Annotated in this window: 16 protein-coding genes; 8 read left to right on the forward strand and 8 right to left on the reverse strand. The window is 68.6% G+C overall.

Going from position 1 to position 16,757, the window contains the following annotated elements; all coding sequences use genetic code 11:
- Positions 1-4: 4 nt before the first annotated feature.
- Positions 5-3,283 (reverse strand): ATP-binding protein, encoded by a 3,279-nt coding sequence (locus tag ACLQ28_RS25585; protein WP_425688815.1) that lies wholly within the window; start codon positions 3,281-3,283, stop codon positions 5-7.
- A 115-nt stretch (positions 3,284-3,398) separates the two neighbouring features.
- On the opposite strand from ACLQ28_RS25585, the gene ACLQ28_RS25590 reads away from it, so the two are divergent.
- Together ACLQ28_RS25590 and ACLQ28_RS25595 are read left to right on the forward strand one after the other, a co-directional pair.
- On the forward strand, positions 3,399-3,851 hold the full coding sequence (locus ACLQ28_RS25590; RefSeq protein WP_425688816.1) for a helix-turn-helix domain-containing protein: 453 nt from the start codon (positions 3,399-3,401) through the stop codon (positions 3,849-3,851).
- Positions 3,844-4,212 (forward strand): DUF4180 domain-containing protein, encoded by a 369-nt coding sequence (locus tag ACLQ28_RS25595; RefSeq protein WP_425688817.1) that lies wholly within the window; start codon positions 3,844-3,846, stop codon positions 4,210-4,212. The genes ACLQ28_RS25590 and ACLQ28_RS25595 overlap by 8 nt, the downstream gene beginning before the upstream one ends.
- 5 nt (positions 4,213-4,217) lie before the next feature.
- Here ACLQ28_RS25595 and ACLQ28_RS25600 read toward each other — a convergent pair whose 3' ends face one another.
- Positions 4,218-4,847, reverse strand: a complete 630-nt coding sequence (locus ACLQ28_RS25600; RefSeq protein ID WP_425688818.1) for a hypothetical protein — start codon at positions 4,845-4,847, stop codon at positions 4,218-4,220.
- 165 nt (positions 4,848-5,012) lie between these two features.
- On the opposite strand from ACLQ28_RS25600, the gene ACLQ28_RS25605 reads away from it, so the two are divergent.
- Complete coding sequence (locus ACLQ28_RS25605; RefSeq protein ID WP_425688819.1) at positions 5,013-6,104, forward strand: helix-turn-helix domain-containing protein; 1,092 nt, start codon at positions 5,013-5,015, stop codon at positions 6,102-6,104.
- Between the two features lie 26 nt (positions 6,105-6,130).
- Positions 6,131-6,721, forward strand: a complete 591-nt coding sequence (locus ACLQ28_RS25610; RefSeq protein WP_425688820.1) for a hypothetical protein — start codon at positions 6,131-6,133, stop codon at positions 6,719-6,721.
- Between the two features lie 67 nt (positions 6,722-6,788).
- Here ACLQ28_RS25610 and ACLQ28_RS25615 read toward each other — a convergent pair whose 3' ends face one another.
- The gene (locus tag ACLQ28_RS25615; protein WP_425688821.1) at positions 6,789-7,679 is read right to left on the reverse strand and encodes a hypothetical protein; all 891 of its coding nucleotides are present in this window, start codon (positions 7,677-7,679) and stop codon (positions 6,789-6,791) included.
- A gap of 245 nt (positions 7,680-7,924) precedes the next feature.
- Here ACLQ28_RS25615 and ACLQ28_RS25620 point away from each other — a divergent pair, with 245 nt between their 5' ends.
- Positions 7,925-9,400 carry a hypothetical protein gene (locus tag ACLQ28_RS25620; RefSeq protein ID WP_425688822.1) on the forward strand — a complete coding sequence of 492 codons (1,476 nt, stop codon included), beginning with the start codon at positions 7,925-7,927 and terminating at the stop codon, positions 9,398-9,400.
- Between the two features lie 14 nt (positions 9,401-9,414).
- Here the strand turns inward: ACLQ28_RS25620 and ACLQ28_RS25625 are convergent, their stop codons facing one another.
- Positions 9,415-10,476 (reverse strand): FAD-binding oxidoreductase, encoded by a 1,062-nt coding sequence (locus ACLQ28_RS25625; protein ID WP_425688823.1) that lies wholly within the window; start codon positions 10,474-10,476, stop codon positions 9,415-9,417.
- The gene (locus ACLQ28_RS25630) at positions 10,473-10,727 is read right to left on the reverse strand and encodes a hypothetical protein (protein ID WP_425688824.1); all 255 of its coding nucleotides are present in this window, start codon (positions 10,725-10,727) and stop codon (positions 10,473-10,475) included. The genes ACLQ28_RS25625 and ACLQ28_RS25630 overlap by 4 nt, the downstream gene beginning before the upstream one ends.
- A gap of 263 nt (positions 10,728-10,990) precedes the next feature.
- Between ACLQ28_RS25630 and ACLQ28_RS25635 the strand changes: the two genes are divergently transcribed.
- Positions 10,991-11,509: a flavoprotein gene (locus ACLQ28_RS25635; RefSeq protein ID WP_425688825.1), complete on the forward strand. Its 519-nt coding sequence runs from the start codon at positions 10,991-10,993 to the stop codon at positions 11,507-11,509.
- Here ACLQ28_RS25635 and ACLQ28_RS25640 read toward each other — a convergent pair.
- On the reverse strand, positions 11,475-12,356 hold the full coding sequence (locus ACLQ28_RS25640; protein ID WP_425688826.1) for a hypothetical protein: 882 nt from the start codon (positions 12,354-12,356) through the stop codon (positions 11,475-11,477). The genes ACLQ28_RS25635 and ACLQ28_RS25640 overlap by 35 nt on opposite strands.
- A 65-nt stretch (positions 12,357-12,421) precedes the next feature.
- A complete protein-coding gene (locus tag ACLQ28_RS25645) occupies positions 12,422-12,880 on the reverse strand; it encodes a glycine-rich domain-containing protein (RefSeq protein WP_425688827.1) in 459 nt (152 codons plus the stop codon).
- Between the two features lie 156 nt (positions 12,881-13,036).
- On the opposite strand from ACLQ28_RS25645, the gene ACLQ28_RS25650 reads away from it, so the two are divergent.
- Positions 13,037-14,497, forward strand: coding sequence for an XRE family transcriptional regulator (locus ACLQ28_RS25650; protein WP_425688828.1), 1,461 nt, complete (start codon positions 13,037-13,039; stop codon positions 14,495-14,497).
- Positions 14,494-15,414, forward strand: a complete 921-nt coding sequence (locus ACLQ28_RS25655) for a phosphotransferase (protein ID WP_425688829.1) — start codon at positions 14,494-14,496, stop codon at positions 15,412-15,414. The genes ACLQ28_RS25650 and ACLQ28_RS25655 overlap by 4 nt, the downstream gene beginning before the upstream one ends.
- Before the next feature lie 588 nt (positions 15,415-16,002).
- On the opposite strand, the gene ACLQ28_RS25660 is transcribed toward ACLQ28_RS25655, so the two are convergent.
- Positions 16,003-16,752 (reverse strand): HNH endonuclease, encoded by a 750-nt coding sequence (locus ACLQ28_RS25660; RefSeq protein WP_425688830.1) that lies wholly within the window; start codon positions 16,750-16,752, stop codon positions 16,003-16,005.
- Positions 16,753-16,757: the final 5 nt, after the last annotated feature.

The raw sequence follows: 16,757 nt of genomic DNA on the forward strand, positions 1-16,757 counted from the left end.
GGGGTTAGAGCTGCCAGGGCAGCGGCTCGGGTGGCAGGTAACGGCAGGTGTTGCCGGTCGAGACGGATTCGCGCAGGTGGCTGGCCAGGGCCGGATGTCGTTCGTCGAGTTTGCGCAGGGTGTCCCGGATCCGCGCGGTCACCGTCTTACGAGCCCGCTCGGCCTCATCGCCCAGGCGGCGGCTGCGGCCGGCCAGCCCCGCTGCCGCGCGCAGCTCGTCGAGCAGCGCACTCCGCTCAGCGTCCAGCGCGGCCACCTTCCGGTCGTCGCCACGCGCGGCAGCCCGGTCGATCTCCTCGTCCAGGCGGTCCAGGTGCCGCCGGAAGCGGGCCTTTGCCTCGTCATCGAGGACCGGGTCGGCACCCATGCGCCGGGCGGCGACCAGCTCCGGACCGGCGGCCGGGTCAAGCAACTCCACCGCAGGGATGTCACTGCCCGGCTGGCTCAGGAGTAGGTGCAGGTCGTGCAGGCCTTTGGCATCAGGCAGGTGCGCCACGACTCCGGCGTACGCGAGTTGCCAGACCGGTCCGTCGCACCGAAACTCGTACCCCTCGATCGCCAGCGTGATCGGCGCGGCCTGGGCTGGCGCGACGACCTGGGCTGGAGCGACTACCTGGGCTGGCGCGGCTGCTGTGTACGCGAGGGCGTTCATGGGCGTTGGCACGGCGAGCCGGTGGAGCACCTGCGTCATGCCGAGAGCGGTTGCTTCCTGGGCGGTGGCGGCGCGCAGCGCGGCCAGTGGCGCGGTGTCGTCCGGGTGGCCGCGGCCGGCGAGAGCGTTCGCGAGGCCGGCACGGGCGATGAGCGACCAGGGGCGGGAGCCCAGCCGATCGGCGGAGTCACGCGCGGCCGTAAAGCCGGCGATGGCGTCGTCCCAGCGCTGTTGGGCGGCGTCGACCAGGGCCAGCCAGTGGTCGACCGGCCCACTGACATCACAGCCGAAGAGCGCCACCGTCCACTCTCCACGGTGTGGGGCGAGCGCCACCCGCACGGCGTCGCAGCGCTGCCGGTCACCGGACGCGGCCGCAGCTTGGGCGCGTAACCGTAGCCAGAGCGGCGACACCGGACGCGGGTACCGGATGTTGGCAGCTTCGATGCCGGCGGTCAGCCGGATCGCCGTCTCGTCGTCGCCGCGCTCGGCGGCGGTGATGGCCCGCAGCAGCTCCCGGTAGGGGTAGTCGACCGAGGTCAGCTCGTCCAGCAGGGCATCGGCCTCGGCGAACCGGCCCTGGAGCAGCAGCCGGGACCAGCGCAGGTGATGGCCCATGAACCCGAACTCGGTATGGCTCGGGTCGGCAGGGTCGGCAGGGTCGGTGAGGTCGGTGAACCGCTCGTCAGCCTCAGCGAAGTCACCCCGGAAAGCCGCGATGATCCCGCTGTCGACGGCTGCTGCCATCCGGTGTCGGGAAAGGTCACCGCGCCGGTCCACGTTGACGAAGGTAGTGAACTCCTCGACGAAGCCGGGGTCGCCCAACTCCAGCAGCGCCACCCAGCGCAGCGAGGTCGCCCACAGCTCAGTTTCCCGGTCTCCGGTCCGGCGGGCCACGTCACGAATTTCGGCGGTCAGCGCCGCACGGGCCGTCGCGGTGCCCAGCCCCCAGGTGGTGTCGTGGCGGGCCCAGAGGCTGAAGGTGAGTGCCTCGTCGTCGTGCCCTCGACGGGCGATCGTCTCGGTGACGGTGATCAGGTCGGCGATCAGCGTGCCGACCGACGCGGCGGCGTCGGGTTCGCCGATCAGCCGCCGGTACGCCTCGCGCACCAGCTCCGCCGCCTCGATCGAGTCGGTGGTCTCCACCTGGCGGGATCGGTTGACGATGAGAGCGACCCGGGCCAGGAGCGGCGGGTCGTCGAGGGTGCGGGCCAGCTTCGCGGCCTCGGTGAATAGTTGCCCGGCCTCTTCCCGGCCGGCGTGATGGTATTGCGCTTCACCGAACTCGACGAGGATCCGCACTCGTTGCGCCCGGTCCTCGACGACCTCCAGCGCCCGGCGAAAGTGCACCGCCGCCTCGTCGGTGGCCAGCCGGGCGAATGCGTCGCGCCCAGCGGCGACGAGCAGCGTGGCCACCCGGGCCCGGTCGAGTGCGGGGCCGGCGAGGTAGGCGTGGCGGGCAAGGTCGGCCGGGATCAGCCGATCGGTGAGCTCCCGCAGATCGTCGACGGCCCGGACGACCGCGCCGTGCCGGGCCTGCCGGTCGTCGTCGGTCAGGCCGTCGTAGAGCGTCTCCCGGACCAGGTCGTGGGCGAAGGCGAACCGGCCGCCACCTCGGGCGACCACCAGCCGGGCGGTCACCGCACGGTCGAGCAGCCGGTCGACCTGCGCCACCGGGGCGGCCGTGCAGGCCGCGAGGACCTGACGGTGAAATTCACGACCGAGCACGGCGGCGACGGTGAGCGCCTCGATCACGGCCGGGGGTAGTTGGGCCAGGCGGCGGCGCACCGCTTCGCGTACGCCGGGTGCGATCGTGTCGGCCGCGTCGTCGGCGTGCCACAGCCGGGCGGTCTGCTCGATGAAGAACGGGTTGCCGCCAGTCCGCCGGTGCACCTCGTCGACCAGGCCGGCATCGGGCGCGCGCCCGGCGGTCCGGGTCATCAGCGCGGCCACCTCGTCACGGGAGAGGCCGGTGAGGGTGATGGTGGTGGCCTTCGCGACCAGCGGCATCAGCAAAGGGCGTAGCGGGTGCTCACCCGACTCGACCTCGGCGTCACGGTAGGTGCCGATCAGCAGTAGCCGCTCGAACCAGGTGTGTTGGGCGGCGAAGCTCAGCAGCCGTAGTGAGGCCGGGTCGGCCCAGTGCAGGTCGTCGAGGACGACCACGACCGGCCGGTGTTGAGAGACCGCGACCAACGCGGCGGTCACCGCGTCATACAGCGCGAACGCCTCCTGGTCGGCGGTGTCTGTGTCGACGCCGGCCCAGTTGGTGAGCCGGTCGGCCTGCTGCTTGCTGGTGTCGGCCTCGCCGAGCAGGGCTGCGAGGGCCGGCTCGGCTGCCTGCCGCGCCACCGCCCAGTCGTCGGCGGAGCGCCGGAGGCCGCGCAACACCTGGACCCAGGGCCAGTAGCCGGGGGCGCTGTCGGAATCCCAGCAGGCTGCGCCGAGCACCAACGCGCCACGCTGGCGGGCCTCCCGCGCCACCGACGTGACCAGGGTCGTCTTGCCGATGCCCGGCTCCCCGGTGACCAGGGCGAGGCCGCCGTGGCTGGTGGTGGCCCGGTCGAGCTCAGCGCGCAGCAGACCCGCAGGGTGATCCCGCCCGATGATCGCGTCGCCGCGCCGCGCGTCCATGGTTTCCAGACGGTACTGGAACCGTCCGACACCGTGGGCGAATTGTTCGACGCCTGCACCACGCATCAGACCCCAACATTCCCTAAACTTCCCTATTCGTCTACGGTAGGGAGCAATGAAGGGGAACATGTACTCGGTCGAACAGGTCGCCGATCGGCTCGGGCTGCACGTGCGCACGGTGCGCGGCTACATCCGCTCCGGCCGGCTGAGGGCGGTGCGGATCGGCAAGCAGTATCGGATCGCCGCCAGCGACCTCGACACGCTCACCGGGCAGGCCCCGGCCGCCACCAACGTCAGTGGGCAGGCGGAGGTGTCGAGCATCGTGCAGATCGACGGCGTCGACCGAGCCGCCGCAGACCGACTCGGCACGCTCGTGCTCGCCAGCGCCAACACTGGCCACGACCAGGCCAACCCTCTGCGAGTGCAGACGGTGCACGACGAGCAACGACACCGCATGAAGATCATCATTCTGGGTGATCCCGCCGCCACTGCTGAGCTGCTGCACCTGCTCGACGCCGTCCTCAACGCCGACAACGGCCTGCTCGACCGGGAGGTCCACGATGCCTGACGAGATCCAGGAACGCGCCGGGGTGCCGGTGCTGGTGTGCGACCCGGCCGGCCCGACGGTGGCTACCGAGCAGGACGCGCTGGACCTGATCGGTGCGGCGTTCCTCGGCGCTCAGGTGGTCGCCATGCCGGCCAACCGACTCGACGAACGCTTCTTCTCGCTGGGCACCCGCTTCGCCGGCGACGTGATGCAGAAGTTCGTCAACTACCGGCTGCGGCTGGCCGTCGTCGGCGACATCTCGGCACAACTCGCGGAGAGTTCGGCGCTGCGCGCCCTGGTGTACGAGTCGAACCAGGCCGGGCACGTCTGGTTCGTCGAGGACCTCGACGCGCTCGACGCCCGCCTGCGTGCCGCCCAGTAGCCACCTCAACGGTTGTGGACGACCGCCAGCTCCACCGCGTCGGGCTCAACCTGCCCGACCTGGGCCTGCTCGGCCGCCCAACGCAGATAGGCCAGCCACTCCTCGGATGACCACCCGTTTCGCCGACCGACGCCGGCCTCGGCGGGGAGTTGGCTGGCCACGACGCGGTCGAGGATCAAGGGCTGCAGGCCGCCCACACCTCGCCGATAGCCGACGAAGTAGAGGACCTTCGTGAACAGGCCCGGCCCCAACCATGGCAGGCGAGCCTGGTCGGGGTCGCGGAAGCGGCGGTACGCCGTGCACAGCGCCTCCTCGTCGGGTGCTGACGCGGACACCGTCTCCAGCGCGTACGCCAGGCGTTTGCCGTCTGGATCGGCACCGAGCGACTTGGTGGCGCGCCACGGGCCGTACCCGATGGGGCCGTAACCCCAGACCAGCACAGCCGTCAGCAGTTGTCGTGAGCTTGCGGAACCGGCCCGGTAGGCGTCGGCCACCGCGAAGACGTCACGCCGCCAGATCTCGCCACTTGGCGCAAGGGTGTCCGGCCACGCGTCCGGTGGCAGCCCCGCCCGCCAGCGGATTGTGTTGACGGTGACCGGGGCCTGCTCACCCGGTAACACCAGAACGTCGGTCATGGTCGCCCCCTCGGATCGCGCCCTCTGTCCGGACGCTACGACCGAGGCACTCCCGCCGGCCGTCCACTGACGCCATATCGCGGTATCGAACGCACGAGCCACAAGCCTCAATATTGATTCGCTCTGGCCGAGACGCAGAGCATCGGGGCGTGCGATTATCGCACCATGACCGAAACCGGCGACTGGACGACGGTCGGTGAACAGGTGCGCCGGGCCCGCCTCGGAGCTGGCCTCTCCCAGACTGAGCTGGGTGGTCAGCTCGGCCTCGATCGCACGATGATCGCTAAGATCGAATCAGGTGTCCGGCGAGTCGACGCGTTGGAGCTGATTCGGCTCGCGGCTGCACTCGACGTGCCCATCGACCATTTGCTTGAGCGACGGCCCGCGGTGATCTCGCGCCGCTCGGAACTCCTCGCCGAGGACAACGACACAGACGCCGCGCGACGGTCCCAGCGCCTGGAAATCACGCTCGCCTCCTGGCTCAGGGACGTCCGACAGCTTCTGGCCTCCGAAACGCTCACCCTCGTCAGCCCCGTCCGATACAACGGCAGCCTCACCTCCGACGAGGACGCTCGGGACGCCGCTCGATGGCTGCGCGGTATCCACGGTGTCGGCACAGATCCCATCGAGACCCTCATGGATTTCTGTGAACGCAGTGGCCAGTACGTCCTTGTCAGTGACCTGTCGGGCGAGGGCGCATCGCTGGTGGACGGAGACATCGCGGTGTCGATCGTCAGTGTCGAGGGAAACCCAGGCCGACGTCGAGCCACCGCCGCCCACGAGCTCGGCCATCTGGTTTTGGGCGACGAATACTCCACCGACCTGGCGGTGCACCTGTCGCGCACTGAGCGGGAGGGCCTGATCAATGCTTTCGCAGCCGAACTCCTCCTCCCGGTCGCCGCTTTTGACGACGTCAGTCGCGGCACAGCATCTCGCGACGAGCTGATCCGGCTCACCGCGCGCTACCGAACGTCATGGTCATTGGCACTGCGGCAGGCCGAACAGGCCGGGTGGCTCGACGCGACATCGGCGCGCTGGATCCGCACCACGCCCACCCGTGCAGAGATTATGGATGCGGTCGGCTGGGCGCCTCAGCCAGATCTCGACGCGATTCGCGTTCCGCCGGGTTATTCGCACGCCGTCATGGAGGCCTGGCGGCGGTATCTCGTATCGGACGCCCGCGCGGTCGAACTCCTGCATGGCCAGATCAGTCTCGACGACCTGCCCACACGCGACGAGACAGATCTGGCACCGTGAACGCGGCAGCCCTGGCTCGAGAGCCCTTGCTCGTCTTCGATGCCACCGTGCTGCACCATTTCGCCCTCGCCGACCGGCTCGACGTGCTTGCCGACCTCGTCGCGGGACAACGCGCGGCCACCACCGCCGTCGTGCTCGACGAAATTCGCGCGAACTCCGAGCGTGAGCCCGCTCTGAGGGCAGCACTGGGTCTTGGCTGGGTTGATGTCATCGCACTCGACACAATCCTCGAAGTGCGTTCCTTCTCGGCATGGGTTCGCCGGATCGGCGCCGGCAGACGGGACCTGGGCGAGGCGACTGTATTCGCCGCGGCGGAGACCCATGGAGGTACGGCCGTCACCGATGACCGCACAGCAACCAAGGTCGGTCGTGCCTACGGTCTAGAGGTTCATGGCACGATCTGGCTCCTCGCCGACAGATGCCGGTCCGGCAGGCTCACCGAGGTCAACGCGGGCGCCATCATCGACGCCCTCCGGGAGACACGGCACCGACTGCCGTGCACCGGGGCCGAGTTCCCCGCGTACGCACGAAAGGCCGGCCTGCTTCCACTCGCAACTGCGCAGATACCGAATCCGACACGACCGTCGTTTGGTGCGCCCGCTCGGGCTCATGACTAGCAGCTGACTGATCGTGGCTGACCGCACTGCTTTCGCACAGGGCGGCCAGCCACCTGGCGAGTTGCTGCTACGCCGTGGCGCAGATGGCGTACGCGGTGTCGGACCAGTTGCCGGCGAACGCATCCTCCTCGTAGGCACCGGAGTCGACAGTCGTCGGCGCGGTCGCGGGGCCGCCGTTGGGGCGGAAGTCGTCCACGATGCCCTCACCAGTGACACCGTTCAGCTCGTAGCCGGCGCCGGTCATCACCTTCCCGAGCGGGCAGCCTGCGACGACACTGCGGAAGTCGAGGGAGTTGTTGGCGCCCACGGTGGTTGCCCGCACCAGACCAGGCAGCGGGTTGGCGCAGATCGCGTACGCGGTCGTGGACCAGCTCAGGGCCGTGGCATCCGACTCGTACGCGCCGACGGTCACGGCGGTCGGTGCCGCGGCTACGCCGCCGTTGGGGCGGAAGTCGTCGACGACGCCCTCACCGGTGACGCCGTTCAGCTCGTAGCCCGTACCGGTCAGGACCTTGCCGACCGGGCACGTCGCGGTGGCGCTGTGGAAGTCGGCCGAGTCGCTGACGCTGACCGCGGCGACCCGCACCAGGCCGGGCAGCGGGTTGGCGCAGATCGCGTACGCCGTCACCGACCAGTTGCCCGCGAACGCCTCCGTCTCGTAGGCGCCCACCGTGACGGCCGTCGGCGGGGCGGCCGGGCCGCCGTTGGGGCGCAGGTCATCGACGATGCCCTCACCGGTAACGCCGTTCAGCTCGTAGCCCGTGCCGGTGAGCACCTTGCCGGCCGGGCAGGTGGCGGTGGCGCTGTGGAAGTCGGCCGAGTTGCTGACGCTGACCGCGGAGACCCGCACCAGGCCGGGGACCGCGGCGGACGCCGGGCTCGCCGGGGCGATCACCGCCCCGGCCGCGACGAAACCGAGCACGAGTACGGAGGCGCGGGCTTGTTTCTTGGTACGCATGGTGTTTCTCCCGTCTGAGGCCCGAGCGGCGGGTGTTGCATCGCCGACAACGAGGCCGATCGTGATGACGGGTTCACGGTAGGTAGTCGCCTGACCAGGCATTATCTCCAAACCGACTACGTCGTGTAACGGACCAGCGGGAGCCGACCCGTCGACACGATCATTTGACGCGCTGTCGGAACCGCCTCTCCTGACGGCCGATCGCCTCACTCCTCGGACTTGACCGGTCACCATACGATCCGCACATGCGGCGCGAGGAGATAGACGGAGTTGCTGTCATCCAACGCAATCTGCCTGGCATGCTGACCGCGTCGCTGACGTTTGGCTGCGGTGCCCGCGACGAAGAGATCGACTCCATCGGCCTGACTTATCTTGTCCAGCACCTGGTCGACTGGACCGACGATCACATCGCGGCGAACTTTCAGGACTACGTCTGGATGAACGACACGTTATTCATCGCAGGCGGTCCACCTGACCGGGTCGTGGAGCACTTCGCCACCATCTGCTCGGCTATCAGTAATCTCCCGCCCGACGATCTGTCCGACGCTGTCGAGGGCCTCGATGCCGACAGCCGGTTCGTCTTGAACATCGACGAGGGCCTGCTCGACACCTGGGGGGCGTTGCTTTCGCGCCGTTTTGGGCCGCGCGGGTACGGCCTGTCGCGCTGGCCCGCAGTGGACTACCGACTCTTCACCCCGGACGAGATCCAACGGCACGTCGAAGGGTTCTTCACCAGCGGCAACGCTGTCCTCACCCTGACCGGCGAAGCACCTCAGGCGATGCGACTCCCGTTGCCCGCAGGTCCGCGAGTCACTCGCAGCACGTCACTCGTCAACCACCAGATCGGGCCGATCTGGTACGCAGACGAGGTCCGCGGCGTCGCGCTGATGGTCAGTGTCGAACCCAGCTTCGAAGCGGTCGCTCTGATGTGGGCGCTGCGGTCGCGAGTCGCTGGAGCAGTGGACCGCGCCGGGGTGGCCATAGGTGCTGAATTCATGTTCGAGGTCGTCGACACTACGCGGCACGAGATCGGGTTGAGGGTCGTGCCGCATTTCGGCCGGAAGAGCAAGAGTTTCGACCCGACCGTCGCGGCGGAGCTGATCTGGACCGAGCTGCAACGGCTCATCTCCGATGGAATTGATCGAGTGGAGATCGCCGACTTGGTGCCAACTCAGCGCATGCCCATGACGGGCGATATTGAATGGATGCAGGCGATCCACAACCTCGAGTCCTTGACCCACCGGGAGCTGTTCGGCACGGCTGAGATTGACTTCTCGGATTCGCTCACCGAGCTGGCCGGGATCACTCCGCAAGTGGCGCGGGACGTCGTGTCCGGCTGGCTCTCAAGCACCATGATCGTCGTGCCGTACGGGTCGAAACCGAACCTTCCTGGCGCCACCGACGATTCCTGCCGGACCACCCGCTTCGTGCCGGCAGGCGAGGTGGTCAGGCCGACGTTCGCCAAGCGGTTCCGCAACAAGGGCTCGCTGGTCATCGGCATCGACGCCATTTCCACGGTGGATGGTGACGGCAACGTGCACACCGTCCCGCTGTCCCAGGCGCTCGTGGTCGAGCGGATTGGCGTCATCCGGCTCGCCCACCTCGGCCACGGCTGCGTCACCACGATCTCGGACTTCGCTGACGCCACCGACAAGCTCCGGGCCGCCCTGCCGCCGCGGCGTTTCCGCCAGGCCGTCACACAGCTCAGCGCGCGTCTCTAACCGGACGTCGACCATCAGCAGGTGAAGCTCTCGGGCAGATGGATGCGCGCGGCGGGGATGCCGAGGGCAAGTAACCGTGGGCGCGCGTCGACCAGCATCGCAGGTGGGCCGCACAGGTAGATCTCCTGGCCAGGCTCGTAATGCTCCAAGGCAATGGTCAGGGCGTCACCCTGCTCGGCCTGTTCTGCGAGCGGGTCGTCGGAGAACGCCGGCACGATGGTCAGCCAGTCGTGCGCGCACTGCAGCTTGTCGAGGGCGATCGCGTCGTACAGGTCGGTGAAATTGCCGGCACCGACGATCAGCGTCACCCGCCGGCCGTCCGGTGCGGCGGCGACCTGCTCGACGAGGGCGCGCAGCGGCGCCAGCCCGGTGCCACCGGCGACGAGCAGCAGATCGTCGGTGCGCGCCGGCTCGAGGCTCAGGCCGGTGTTGCCGGGTGGTCCGAGCCAGAGCAGTTCGCCGGGGCGTACCTCATGGACCAGGCGGTGGGAGACGGTGCCCGCGGGTACGGCGCGGACGTGCAGCTCGACGGTGCCGTCGGCGCGTGGGGCGTTGGCCGGTGAGAGCCAGCGCCAGTGCCCCGGCAGGCGGGGTGTGCAGACCGGGACCGCTTGGCCTGGCTGGTAGGGCAGTCGCCGCCAGGGACGTACCGTCAGGATGGCAATGTCGGGCGACGGCCGGTCATAGTCGATCACCTGGACGTGCCACCAGGCCGGGCCGTCGCCGACCCGGGCGGCGGCGCGACGCACGGCACGGGTGGCGCGGCACAGGGCCCGCTCCCCAACCGCCGCCCATAGTGGATGTGGCGCGTGGCGGGCGACCGTGGCGAGCAGCGCGTCACCGATGTTGGCGGCGTGCGGGAGCAGGTCGAAATGACGGTACGCGCGGCCGAGCACCATGAGCAGCGCCGCCCGGCTCGCCGGGTCGTCCTCGCCTGCCGTGAGGCGGCCTAGCGCGGTGAAGAACAGCGGTGCGTCGCGGTGTGGGAGCAGCCCGGGGCGGCGGTCTTCGAGGGTGCACCAGAAGTCGCCGGCAGCCCGCACGTCGACCGACGCCCAAGCGGCGGCCAGGCTCACGCGAGCACCTCGAAAGCCCGCAGCTCGGCGACCCCTACCAGGTAGTCGACCATCCGCCGGTGCTGCGCCTCCGACAACCCCAGGCCGCGCCAGCCTTCGGTTGGCGTTGCATGTCCGTCGAGCGCGTTGGCGAGGCTCGCGGTGAGATGCGCGGAGAGCCGGCCCAGATCAACCCCGATGAGGTACGGCGACAGCTCCGCGTCCGCCTCCACCAGCCGCAGCCAACGGGCAACCACCTCGGCGGCGGTCACGGGTACACCCAGGTCGGGTGCTCAATCAGGACGCTCATGCCGGCTCCTCCCCTTGTCTTGCTGATGGTGTGGCGCCGGGGCGGGCGGGGACGGAGCTGCGCCGATGAGGGCCGGCGCAGTTCCGGAGCGCTGCACCCGCCCCGGGCCATGCGTCGACCCTCGCGGTTGACCAGGTACGCCGGTATGTCGCGTTGATCGTCGACGGCATGCGCGGTCCGTATGCGCTCGACTACACGACGGCTGAATCGGGCAGACTGCGGGGCATGACCGAACGCCCGGTGCTGTACCTGGTTGTCTGCGCCGCCGGTCCGGCGGAACACATCGACGAGCTGGTCGACCTGCTGATCGCGGACGGATGGCAGGTGTGCATGATCGTCAGCCCGACCGCCGCGCCGTGGCTCGACCGGGAGGCGTTGCAAGACAAGACCGGCTATCTCGTACGCGTGGAGTGGCGGATGCCCGGCGACCCCGAGCCGCACCCGCCGGCCAACGTGGTGGTGGCCGCGCCGGTCACGTCTAACACGGTGGCGAAGTGGGCGCTGGGCATCAACGACACGCTGGCGCTTGGCGTTCTCAACGAGTCGCTGGGCGCGGGCCTACCGATCGTTGCGTTCCCGCACGTCAAGGCGGAGTTGGCGGCTCATCCGGCTTACGCCGGTCACCTGGCGGTTTTGCGCGCTGCCGGCGTTGTCGTCTCTGAGGGGAAGGCATTGAACCCTGCGCACGGGCTGGATCGTTGGGGCGTGGTCATCGAGGCGGTGCGCTCAGCTCGCCGCTCTTGAGGGCGTTTCCCGCCAGTGACGCCGAGCCGCTAAATCGTTGCGGGCGCCTTCGGTGGGCCGCCCAGCGGTGGGCCGCGTCGAGGATCGGGCCACGGTGGGGTGCCGGGGCGCCTAGCTGCTTGCGTTGCCAGAGTCGCACCAAAGCGTCGACGAGACCGGTCACCGCATGCTCCGATGCGGCGGCGTAGGCAGGGATCTGCATGGCCCACTCTTCGGCGGCGGCCGGGGTGTGACCGGCGCGAACGAGTCGGAGCGCCAGAAATGCGCTGTCAATCCAGGCGGCGCCGCGGGCGGGGCTGGACCAGTCGACGAGCCGGACTCTTGATCGTGCCCGCCCAAGCGGCACCAGGAAGTTCCGCGGCGTCATGTCGGTGTGCAGAAGCGTGTCGCCGTCGACCAGCTCGGCGTCAGTGAGGCCGTGCCAGCGGTCGCGGAAGGGACGCAGAGCGACGGGCGGGCAGGGCGTGAGCTGGCGGCTCAATTCCGTGAGCAGTGCGGCCAGCAGTGGCAGGTCAGGTGAGTCCGGGGTCAGGTCGGGGTGCTCCCCCACGACGTGCTCGAAGCCGAGGAGTAGCCAGCCGTCACGTTCAACGGTCCAGAGCAGGCGGGGTGCCGCGTCCGGCAGCCACGGGTTGACACGGGCTTCGTTGCGGTAGAGCCAGGCGGTCGGGCTGCCCGTTTCCCCGCCCTTGCAGAAGACCAAGCCGGTAACGGTGTCGAGGGTGACCGCAACCTCGCAGGAGGCGCCGGTGGGGATCGTCGCTGCCGAACGGATCGGGCCGGTGTGCCGCTCGACCTCTGCACGTACCGGCTCGGGAAGCTCGGCCCAGTCGCGACGGCGTGGCATGCGGTGGCCCTTCTGACGGCGAGCGGTCCCGGGCAGTCTAAGCCCGGGACCGCTGGTCAACCGCCCTATCCAGTCGGGCTGTCGGTGCACCCGGCGTGGCACTGGGTGCAGTCGGCCGTGCCCTCATCCGTCCAGAGCGCGGCATCCACGGTGAAGCCGGCGGCTCGGATCGCGCTGACCGTCCGCGAGATCGGTGCGCCTATCGGCTGCGGGACGTCGTCGTCGGGTGCCGGCTCGGGCTGGTGGTGGATGAATCGGCCGGCGATGCGGTGGCAGAACTCCGCGTAGTCACGGGTATGCAGGATGAACGTGTGCCAGCCGATGTCGACCAGCGCGCTCGGGCCAATGGGCTGGGCAGTAACGGCGCAAGCCGCAAGGAAGGCGAGCGCCTGGTCCACGATTCTGGGCGGCAAGTCGGGGGCCAGCTCGGGGTGATCGTGGGCGATGCGGGCGGACAACCGGGCGAAGAGTTCGTCGGAGACGAGTGCCCTCCCGGTACTCGTCTGGGACGTGGTCAGCAGCATGACGCTCCTTCCGATGGCTTTCACCGACCGTGCGGCCCGGAGGCCCGATGCCGAATGACGGCGCGAGCATCATCGATATGCGCGCCGTGTATACCGCGACTCCACGCAGCGGGTTCAATGGATAGGCTCGATGAAGCGAGATGGACGGAGCCGCCCGTGACCCACTCGAACTGCCCTCGGTGCGGCGGACGGCTGGCGCGGGACAACGACAGCGGCCGGTGTACGCCGTGCCAGGCCGCCGAGCGGGACCGGCTGAGCGCGCCGCCGGTAGTGCCGGCGAACTTCTGGAACCACGAGCCGGTCCGGCGGGCGCTGGCGGAGCGGCATCTGGGACGGGTGGTTCGGGCCTACCGCTGCCATCCGTACCACGGGCGGGTCGCCTTGCCGCAGACCGTGGTGGCGGGGTGGCTGGGGATCACGCAGGCGCAGCTCAGTCGGGTGGAGAACGGGCCGCCGCTGGTGCACCTGGACCGGCTTACGCACTGGGCGCAGTTGCTACACATCCCCGAGGCATTCCTATGGTTCGCGCTTCCCGGTCGAACCCACCGAGCGAGCGAAAGCGGCAAGGTCGCCAGCGCCTCAGCCGCGCCGCGAAGCGCTGTACCCGACGAGGGTAGGCGGGCGTTGTTAGCCGGCATCGCCGCTGTCGCTGCGGGAGCAGGACTGCTGGGCGGCACCGAGATCGTCCAGCCCCGACGTGTCGGCGCTGCGGATGTCGCTCGGCTGAACGCCGTGCTGGAGCTTTACCGTTCCGTGGACTACGAATGCGGCGGCGGTCTGCTGTACCGGGAAGTGGCCCGGTTCGCCGAGTCGGTGTACCGGATGCTCGACTGGTCGCACCCGACCGGGATCACTCCGCGCCTCGTCGCGGCGGTGGCGGCAGCTCGACACCTGGCGGGGTGGACCGCTCTCGACGCAGGCCGCCACGACGACGCACAGCGACACTTCGTGGCCGGGGAGCGCGCCGCCTTAACCGCTGAAGACGTCCCGCTCGCTGCGAGAATCCGGTACTCACAGGCCAAGCAGCTTCAACACCTGCGACACAACCGGGACGCCCTCGCAACGCTGCAACTCGCTCACGCGCAGCTCGGATCGCACGCAACTCCGGCGGTCAAGGCCCTGCTCTGGGGCGCGGAGGCCGCCTCGATCGCCGCCCTCGGGGATCACCAGAGCGCTGTGACCACCCTCGGCAAGGCGAGCGACCAGTTTGAGCGCATCGACAGCGACCGCGAGCCGGACTGGATGGGCTTCTACGACCGGGGCGAGCTGTTCGCCCAGTATGGCCGCGTCTACCGGGACAGGGCGCGCCGAGACAGCAGGCAGGCGTCCGAGGCGGTGCGCTGGGTCCAGGAGGCCATCGCCGCTTTCGGGCCGGCAAACGTACGGAGCACCGTGCTGAACGAGGTCGGGTTGTGCAGCGCGCTGTTTCTCGCCGATGAGCCCGAGCAGGCGCTTGGAGTTGGCAACAGAGTGCTGGAGCGGTCGCAGGCGATCAGCTCCAAGCGCGTGATCGATCGGGTCGTCAACCTGCGTCGCGACCTCGCCCGACATCGGGAGCTACCCGCGGTGGCCGAGTTCGATCGCGTCCTCGCTGCTCGGGCCGCGGTAGCAGCATGAGCGGGCGGTTCTCCGAGGAGACGATGACGGCCGCCATGCATGACATCGCCGTCGCCTTGGATGTTCCGGCTGACGATGCCCAGTTGCTGCGTTTGACCAACAACGCCGTCTTCGCGCTACCCACGGCTGGAATCGTCATCCGGATCGCGCGGACCCATCAGCTGCGGGACAGGGCGACGAAGGTGGTCCAGCTTGCGCGCTGGTTCGCCGCGATCGACGCGCCGACGATCCGCCTAGCGCGCGAGGTCAAGCAGCCGATCGAAGCAGGGGAACTGGTCGCTTCGGTGTGGCAGTACGTCCCACCGCAATCAACTGCCCTGACCGTCCAAGACCTCGGCACGGTGCTGCGCAAATTTCATGCTCTCGGCGTGCCCCCCTTTCCGCTGCCTGCCTGGGATCCTGTTGGCGACGCAAGGCGACGGCTGGCAGACGCCGACGGACTCAGCAAGCCGGACCGGGATTTCCTGGCCGACTGGTGTGATCGCCTGGAGCCGGAAGTCGCAGCCCTTAACGATCCTGGGACGCCGACACTGATCCACGGGGACGCCTACGCCGGCAACCTTCTCCGCGAGTCGTCGGGCCGGACGATCATGTGCGACTTCGATGCGACATGCATCGGGCCGTGGCAGGTTGATCTAGCAGCGGTTGCGGTCAGCGAGGCCAGGTTCGGAGCAACCGGGGGGCACCGCTCGTTGGCCACCGCCTACGGCTTTGACGTCACCTCAGACCCGTCATGGGCAGTCCTGCGAGAGGCTCGCGAATTGAAGATGATCGCAGCCGCCGTGCCGCTGCTGGCTACGTCGCCGGGCGTCGCGGCTGAGTTCGCAAACCGCCTCGAGTCCGTGCGGCACGGTGATCCGGCTGCCCGTTGGAGCCCGTTCGCCGATCTTGCGGTCCCAACAAGGAGTCGCAGGTGACTCACGCGAACTGTCCCAGGTGCGGCGGACGGCTGGCCCGGGACAACGACAGCGGCCGGTGTACGCCGTGCCAGGCCGCCGAGCGGGACCGGCTGAGCGCGCCGCCGGTAGTGCCGGCGAACTTCTGGAACCACGAGCCGGTCCGGCGGGCGCTGGCGGAGCGGCATCTGGGACGGGTGGTTCGGGCCTACCGCTGCCATCCGTACCACGGGCGGGTCGCCTTGCCGCAGACCGTGGTGGCGGGCGGGCTGGCTGGCTGGCTGGCTGGCTGGCTGGCTGGGGATCACACAGGCACGGCTCAGTCGGGTGGAGAACGGCCCCCCGCTGGTGCACCCAGACCGGCTGGCGCACTGGGCACAGTTTTTGAGGGTGCCGGCAGAAAGCCTCTGATTCCGCCTTCCTGATCAGCACTGCTAGTCGGGTGCAGGCCTCATGGAAGGCGAAAGGGAAAGCGCAGATGGCGACGCTCAGATGACCGAGCTAGGCAAGCGGGCAACCATGGCGGTTACCGTGGAGCAGGCACCGAGCAAAGAAGGTGGCGCTACGGACCGCCGACGCTTCAGCGCCATTGTCCGGACGCGAGGATCCTCAGTAGGCGAATTCGAATCCTCCGCGACAAAACCATTCATTTTCCGCCAGCGCTCGATAGGTCGCAGCCTGCCAGCTGTTTGTGTGCGCAGCGGACCGACTAACCGCCTGCTCCCGCAGGTGCTGCTTAACCACGGCTTCACCACCACGGTCAAAGATTTGCGACAGCCCAAATCGGATGTTATTCAATTCCTGTGCAGCCTGAGATGAGTACAGGCCCGACAGACCAAAAGTCTTGAAATGCAGACTGGCGCGCGCAAACATGATTTCGGTCCATCCGACTGGATGATCCACAAAAAAGATTAATGCTGCCGGCCCAACCTCTACGACTCGCGCTCGAAGCCACAAGTCCTTTTCGATATCATCGAAATACGGATGCAGGGTCTCTTCATGCCGGGAGACCGGGATGGAAGAGCTCTTAGCCTTATTGCAATCAGAGCAAGCAGGAACAAGGTTTAGTGGATCAACCGCAAGGGCAGGAAAGCTTGACTTTGGGAGGTGATGGTCCAGCGTCGAAACCGAACGCTGACCACACAATGGACACCGTCCGTGCTTTGCAGCCAACATAAGCTCATCATAAATAAATCTGCCTGCGGATCCCTTCTTCGCCATTCGCCCTTCGTAGACTCCAACCATTTCTTTAGCGCTCACGGCCGAGAGAGAGAAGGCCGAGTCAACCAGCGAATGAATACTCGCCTCAGCTGCGGCGGCGGCATACGTTGTTGACGCGCGCACGACATCCTCCTCCACGTTCA

The organism is Micromonospora sp. DT201, assembly GCF_049841575.1.
Lineage (GTDB): Bacteria > Actinomycetota > Actinomycetes > Mycobacteriales > Micromonosporaceae > Micromonospora.

Bases quoted from the DNA above. Each gene is read 5' to 3' on its own strand.
- ACLQ28_RS25605 (WP_425688819.1), top strand. From the start codon at position 5,013: ATGACCGAAACCGGCGACTGGACGACGGTCGGTGAACAGGTGCGCCGG.
- ACLQ28_RS25640 (WP_425688826.1), bottom strand. From the start codon at position 12,356: ATGCCACGCCGTCGCGACTGGGCCGAGCTTCCCGAGCCGGTACGTGCA.
- ACLQ28_RS25615 (WP_425688821.1), bottom strand. From the start codon at position 7,679: ATGCGTACCAAGAAACAAGCCCGCGCCTCCGTACTCGTGCTCGGTTTC.
- ACLQ28_RS25655 (WP_425688829.1), top strand. From the start codon at position 14,494: ATGAGCGGGCGGTTCTCCGAGGAGACGATGACGGCCGCCATGCATGAC.
- ACLQ28_RS25595 (WP_425688817.1), top strand. From the start codon at position 3,844: ATGCCTGACGAGATCCAGGAACGCGCCGGGGTGCCGGTGCTGGTGTGC.
- ACLQ28_RS25635 (WP_425688825.1), top strand. From the start codon at position 10,991: ATGACCGAACGCCCGGTGCTGTACCTGGTTGTCTGCGCCGCCGGTCCG.
- ACLQ28_RS25585 (WP_425688815.1), bottom strand. From the start codon at position 3,283: ATGGACGCGCGGCGCGGCGACGCGATCATCGGGCGGGATCACCCTGCG.
- ACLQ28_RS25600 (WP_425688818.1), bottom strand. From the start codon at position 4,847: ATGACCGACGTTCTGGTGTTACCGGGTGAGCAGGCCCCGGTCACCGTC.
- ACLQ28_RS25620 (WP_425688822.1), top strand. From the start codon at position 7,925: ATGCGGCGCGAGGAGATAGACGGAGTTGCTGTCATCCAACGCAATCTG.
- ACLQ28_RS25590 (WP_425688816.1), top strand. From the start codon at position 3,399: ATGAAGGGGAACATGTACTCGGTCGAACAGGTCGCCGATCGGCTCGGG.
- ACLQ28_RS25645 (WP_425688827.1), bottom strand. From the start codon at position 12,880: ATGCTGCTGACCACGTCCCAGACGAGTACCGGGAGGGCACTCGTCTCC.